Source organism: Nocardiopsis sp. TSRI0078, from assembly GCF_001905145.1.
GTDB lineage: Bacteria > Actinomycetota > Actinomycetes > Streptosporangiales > Streptosporangiaceae > Nocardiopsis.
Genome location: NZ_LWLB01000027.1, coordinates 1 through 5250 on the forward strand (window position 1 = coordinate 1; position 5250 = coordinate 5250).

Annotated in this window: 6 protein-coding genes; 2 read left to right on the forward strand and 4 right to left on the reverse strand. The window is 71.1% G+C overall.

The genetic code is table 11. The features are described from left to right. Positions 1–65 precede the first annotated feature (65 nt). The 4 genes from A6A08_RS16950 to A6A08_RS16965 all read right to left on the reverse strand — a co-directional run bounded on the left by A6A08_RS16950 (position 66) and on the right by A6A08_RS16965 (position 3908). Positions 66–1103: a M23 family metallopeptidase gene (locus A6A08_RS16950; RefSeq protein WP_073703599.1), complete on the reverse strand. Its 1038-nt coding sequence runs from the start codon at positions 1101–1103 to the stop codon at positions 66–68. Positions 1104–1467: 364 nt separating this feature from the next. Further along, a complete protein-coding gene (locus tag A6A08_RS16955; RefSeq protein WP_073703595.1) occupies positions 1468–2049 on the reverse strand; it encodes a methylated-DNA--[protein]-cysteine S-methyltransferase in 582 nt (193 codons plus the stop codon). Then, positions 2046–3485 carry an AlkA N-terminal domain-containing protein gene (locus A6A08_RS16960; RefSeq protein ID WP_274534046.1) on the reverse strand — a complete coding sequence of 480 codons (1440 nt, stop codon included), beginning with the start codon at positions 3483–3485 and terminating at the stop codon, positions 2046–2048. The genes A6A08_RS16955 and A6A08_RS16960 overlap by 4 nt, the downstream gene beginning before the upstream one ends. A gap of 69 nt (positions 3486–3554) precedes the next feature. Next, positions 3555–3908 carry a hypothetical protein gene (locus A6A08_RS16965; RefSeq protein ID WP_073703597.1) on the reverse strand — a complete coding sequence of 118 codons (354 nt, stop codon included), beginning with the start codon at positions 3906–3908 and terminating at the stop codon, positions 3555–3557. Between the two features lie 146 nt (positions 3909–4054). On the opposite strand from A6A08_RS16965, the gene A6A08_RS16970 reads away from it, so the two are divergent. Continuing rightward, a complete protein-coding gene (locus A6A08_RS16970; protein ID WP_073703598.1) occupies positions 4055–4465 on the forward strand; it encodes a cobalamin B12-binding domain-containing protein in 411 nt (136 codons plus the stop codon). Positions 4466–4845: 380 nt separating this feature from the next. Beyond that, a partial coding sequence (locus A6A08_RS16975; RefSeq protein ID WP_199866964.1) for an ATP-grasp domain-containing protein occupies positions 4846–5250 on the forward strand: 405 nt, incomplete at its 3' end.

Genomic DNA, 5250 nt, shown 5'->3' on the forward strand with positions numbered 1-5250 from the left:
GTCGCTTGTGGGCGGCCCCCTTTTTTTGGTGTCTGTGCTTGTGCGTGTGTGAAAGCAGCGGGTTCCTAGAACCCGTAGTTGTACATCGCCCCGCCCGGGTACACCGTGCCGACACCGTTGCGGTAGGCATAACCGCCGTAGGCCGCGCCCTCCACGAAGGTCCAGCCACCCAGGGTCCTGCCGTGCAGCGCGACGTACCAGCCAGCCGCGTTGGGGTCGCTGTAGGCACGCAGCGCGAAATGGACGTGGGCCCCGGTCGAGGAACCGCCGGCGCAGACGCTGTTGCCCTGGCTACCCAGGTAGTGGCCCACCCCGACGTTGTTTCCGGGCAGCCACTGGTAGTTCTCCAGGTGGTAGTAGTCGGTGGAGTAGCCGTTGTCGTGGATCACCCGGGTCCACCCGGTGCACAGGCTGTAGGCGTACCCGCCGCGGGCAGCGCGTACGGCACCGTCGCCGCCGGCGAAGTCCACCGAGCTGTAGGGATGGCCGGAGCTGAAACCGTGCGGGCCGCTGGTCATGATCTGGTACGTGCCGATGGTGAAGGGCAGGCCGACCCCGGTGTAGGCGGCCGTCCGGACCCCCTCGGGATCAGTGGAGGCCGCGACGGTCTCCCGCTCCTCCTCCTCCAGCAGTGTCGAGGCGGCGAGGATCGAGGAGAACTCCTCGGTCCCCTCCAGGCCGACGGTCCAGTCGCCACCGCGGAACTCGGCGGCGAACAGCCAGGCGTAGGGGCTCTCGTCAGACCCCGTCGGGGCGGTCACGATGGCGACGCCGAAGGCGGAGTCGCCGGAGGCCTCGCGTACGTCGACCCGGACGTCGCGCTCCTGGGCGGCGAGTGTGGAGATCCCGGAACCGCGGAACTCCAGGACATCCGAGACCACCGCGTCGGCCAGGACGTCCTCGGCCGCCGCTCCCGCACCCTGGCCGGGAAGGTCCTTGGCGGCGGCGGTGTCGACGGTGATCTCGACGTTGTCGGCTTCGGCCAGTGCGGTGTCGGCCACGGGCTGGGCATGGGCCACGGAGACGGAGGCGAGCAGGACGGCGGCCGCTGTGGCGGCCAGGGCGCCCGCGTATCCGGTACGGGTTGCCGGTCGGAGGCGGATGGGGGCAGCGGGGACAGCGGGGGAGATCAAGCGGCTCCTCAGGGGTGAAGGAACAGGGTCGACACGAAAAGGTGTGATCGTGTGGCCATCGAAGGGTAACCATCCTGTGACTCCTGGACAAGGGGTGGACTCGGTTCCACTCGACAGGCCCGGGCTTCGTGCGGCACCCCGGGGCGGTTCCTTCGTGGGGCGGTTTCGCCGTCCCGCGCTCTGGGCGCTCCCGCCCCGTTCCATGCCCCTTTCCGGACCGGTCCCGTCCGCCGTCCCCGCCCGAGGGTCCCGTTCCGTGCCGAGTGACACGGCGGGCCCCGCTCCCCGGCGGATCGGACTCCGGGGAACGGGGCCGGGCGCGGTCACGCCGGGGTCAGCGGGCGACCGAGACCCTCCTCTCCAGGCCGAGGAGGAACTGCTTGCGGTCCAGCCCGCCCGCGTAGCCGGTCAGCGAGCCGTTCGCACCGATCACCCGATGGCACGGCACGATGATGCTGATCGGGTTGCGTCCGTTGGCCATCCCCACCGCGCGGGAGGCCGTCGGCCTTCCCAGCTCCGCGGCCAGCTCCCCGTAGCTCGCCGTCTCTCCGTGCGGAATCGTGGTCAGGGCCGCCCACACCCGCAGCTGCCACTCGGTTCCCGCCGGGGCCAGCGGCAGGTCGAACTCCCTCAGCTCACCCGCGAAGTACGCCTCCAGCTGCCGTACGGCCTCGCCGAACGGTGCCGGGTCCGACACCCAGTCCTCCGGGAGTCCCCTGGACCTGCCGTCCCTGCTCCGGGTGAGTACCCCGGACAGGGCCTCGCCGTCGCCGAACAGGACCAGTTCGCCCACCGGTGAGTCCATCGTCGTGTACCGGGTCGGTCCGGGAAGGGGCGTGCGAAACTCCACCGTCGTCCTCCTCCGGGGAGCTCGCGGCTCCACGTCCAGCGGCAGCATTCCCTGCTCCGTGCTCATGCCAGTTCCTCTCTCGTGTTCACCAGCGACGCCCACAGCAGGTGGGTGACGTAGGACCGCCACGGGCTCCATGCCAGGGTGTCCATCCTGCCCCTGCTCTTCAGCGCCTGCCGGACGCCGAGGTCTCCGTGGAGGAACACGTCCGGATCACCCAGGCCGCGCATCCGCACGTAGCCCGCGGTCCACGGGCCGATGCCGCGCAGCTCCAGCAGGCCGCGTTCGGCCTCGTCCCGGTCGCATCCCGGTCCCAGGTCGATCCGGCCCGAGGCGATCGCCCCGGTCAGCCCCACCAGGGCCCTTCCACGCGCGACCGGAATGGAGAAACCGGCCGGGTCGGCGTCGGCCAGCACGTCCGGTGAGGGGAACACGTGCGTCAGACCGTCGTCCAGACCGGGCTTCAGCGGCTCGCCGAACCGCTCCACCAGCCGTCCCGCCAGCGTCCGGGCGGCGCGTACCGACACCTGCTGGCCCAGCACCGCCCGGACCGCCAGCTCGGCGGGATCCACGTGTCCCGGGGAGCGCATCCCCGGGTGGGCGGCCACCAGCGGCCCCAGCAGGGGGTCCCCGCCCAGGGCCTCGGTGACCGCGCGGGGGTCGGCGTCCAGGTCGAGTAATCTGCGGCAGCGGCGCACCGCACCGGCCAGGTCACGTGTCTCCGACAGGCGCAGACGGCACAGCACGTGCCCGGTCCCGGGCCCCTCCGACAGCTCCACGATCCCGGGGCCGTGCGGCAGCGAAAGCGTCCTGCGGTAGACCCCGTCGCGGTACTCCTCCACGCCCGGCACCGCGCGCTCCCCGAGGAACCGCAGCATCCGCGCCAGGTCGATCGGCTCCCTGTGGGGCAGCCGCAGCGTGATCGCTCCCGGCTCGCCGGCCGGTGTGCGCCTCATGGCGCGCATCTCGGTGGGGGAGCGGTCGAACACCGCCCGCATCGTCTCGTTGAACTGGCGCACGCTCGCGAACCCGGACGCGAAGGCCACGTCCGCCATCGGCATGTCCGTGGTCTCCACCAGCACCCGCGCGGTCTGGGCGCGCTCGGTGCGGGCCAGGGCCAGCGGTCCCGCCCCGACCTCGGCGGTCAGCAGCCGGTTGAGCTGGCGCTCGCTGTAGCCGACGGCATCGGCCAGGGCGCCGACGCCGCCCCGGTCCACGGCGCCGTCCTGGATGAGCCGCATGGCGCGTCCCACCACGTCGGCCCGCAGGTTCCACTCCGGGGAGCCCGGGGTCAGGTCGGGGCGGCACCGCTTGCAGGCGCGAAACCCCGCCTCCTGGGCCGCCGCGGCGGTCGGGAAGAAGCGGGTGTTGGCCCGCTTCGGAGTGACGGCCGGGCAGCTCGGGCGGCAGTAGATACCGGTGGTGCGCACGGCGGTGTAGAAGACCCCGTCGAAGCGGGCGTCCCTGCTGTGCACGGCGCGGTAGCGCTGGTCGTCGTCCATCACGCCATCCATGGTCGCCGATGCGGCGGACCGGAAGCTGGCGGTTTTCGGACATCGACTCCGAGGGGCTCAGGGCCTCCCGTCCTCCGGGTCGGCGGGCCCTCCCGGTCCGTTCTCCCCGTCGTCGCGCACGTCGTCCGCGGTCTCGCCGTGTTCGCGGAGGTAGTGCACGTAGAAGGGGCGCAGCGCCTCCTGGACCTCGGGGTCGGTCTCGGCGGACAGCGCCTCGTAGACGAAGCCGGACAGCTGGGCGACGCTCGCCTCGCTGGCCTCCTGGTGGCCCGCGGCCGCCTCGGCGGCCGGGATCAGTCCGAGGAGCCGCCAGAAGAAGCGCAGGTCCCACCGCCGACGCGCCAGCTCGATGGCGCTGTCCCGCAGGCTCTCCGTGCTGATCTGGTCGTATTCGGTGACATCGTCTCCCATGCTCGGAAGATACCCGTCCCCGCGCCCGCCATCCGGAAGTGACCTGCGTTACGCTTCACACGAGTTGATCATCTCCTCCCCGCGCACCCGGGGGCCTCCCACAAGGAGGGCCGGGCGACCGGGGAAACGTTCGTGAGGGGTTTGTCATGGCCGAGGGCGCAGCACGGGTCGTCGTCGCGAAACCGGGACTGGACGGGCACGACCGCGGTGTCAAGATCGTGGCCCGGGTGCTGCGTGACGCCGGGGTGGAGGTCATCTACACGGGTCTGCGCCAGACCCCCGAGATGATCGTGGCCGCGGCCCTGCAGGAGGACGCCGACGCCATCGGGCTGTCCGTGCTCTCGGGCGCCCACATGACCATGTTCTCCCGGGTGCTGGAGCTGCTGAAGGAGAACGGCGCCGAGGACATCCGGGTGTTCGGCGGCGGGATCATCCCCGACGCCGACATCGCCGAACTCGAACGCATGGGCGTGGCCAAGATCTTCACGCCGGGTGCCCCGACGACGGAGATCGCCGACTGGGTGCGCGAGAACGTCCGTCCGGCGCACGCCGCCTGACCGGCTCCCCGCCCGGAGCCCCGCGGGTGACGTTGGTCGCATCCGCCGAAGAGGCCCGCCCCGGGCGAAAAGGCACCTTGTGGTGTTATCCACGGTGGCCCTCGTCACATATTTTCCCACGCGGGTGCTCCCTCGATGCCGCGTGAGCGGCTTTTGGGGGCGTGGCGGGGCCGGTCAACACGGCCCCGGTGTCCGGCGGCCGGATTTCAGGCGACTAAGCTTTGCGCATGTCGCGGGTGGCAACGCCGCGGCGATCTCGATCTAACGGCTCAGCCCGCCGGGCTTTGCGTCGTGTGACACGCGTCAGTGGATCACAGCCGATCAGGACGAGGCCACCCCGGTAGACATCCTGAGCCAGCGAGTTACAAGGACGGACCCTCGTGGACCTGTTCGAATACCAGGCGAAGCAACTCTTCGCAGAGTACGGGGTTCCCGTACCCCAGGGAAAGGTGGCGAGCACGGCCGCTGAGGCGCGTGCCATCGCTGAGGAGTTCGCCGCCTCCGGAAAGCCTCGCGTCGTCGTCAAGGCGCAGGTCAAGACGGGTGGTCGCGGTAAGGCCGGCGGCGTGAAGGTCGCCGAGGGCCCCGAGGACGCCCAGGCCAGGGCCGAGCAGATCCTCGGTATGGACATCAAGGGCCACACGGTGCACCGTGTCCTGGTGGAGGAGGCCTCCGACATCGCGGAGGAGTACTACTTCTCCTTCCTCCTGGACCGTGCCAACCGCACCTTCCTGTCGATCTGCTCCGCCGAGGGCGGTGTGGAGATCGAGGAGGTCGCCGCCACC

Excerpts from the sequence above, each read along its gene's own strand:
- A6A08_RS16955 (WP_073703595.1), bottom strand. The coding sequence starts at position 2,049 with ATGAGCACGGAGCAGGGAATGCTGCCGCTGGACGTGGAGCCGCGAGCT.
- A6A08_RS16970 (WP_073703598.1), top strand. The coding sequence starts at position 4,055 with ATGGCCGAGGGCGCAGCACGGGTCGTCGTCGCGAAACCGGGACTGGAC.
- A6A08_RS16960 (WP_274534046.1), bottom strand. The coding sequence starts at position 3,485 with ATGGACGACGACCAGCGCTACCGCGCCGTGCACAGCAGGGACGCCCGC.
- A6A08_RS16965 (WP_073703597.1), bottom strand. The coding sequence starts at position 3,908 with ATGGGAGACGATGTCACCGAATACGACCAGATCAGCACGGAGAGCCTG.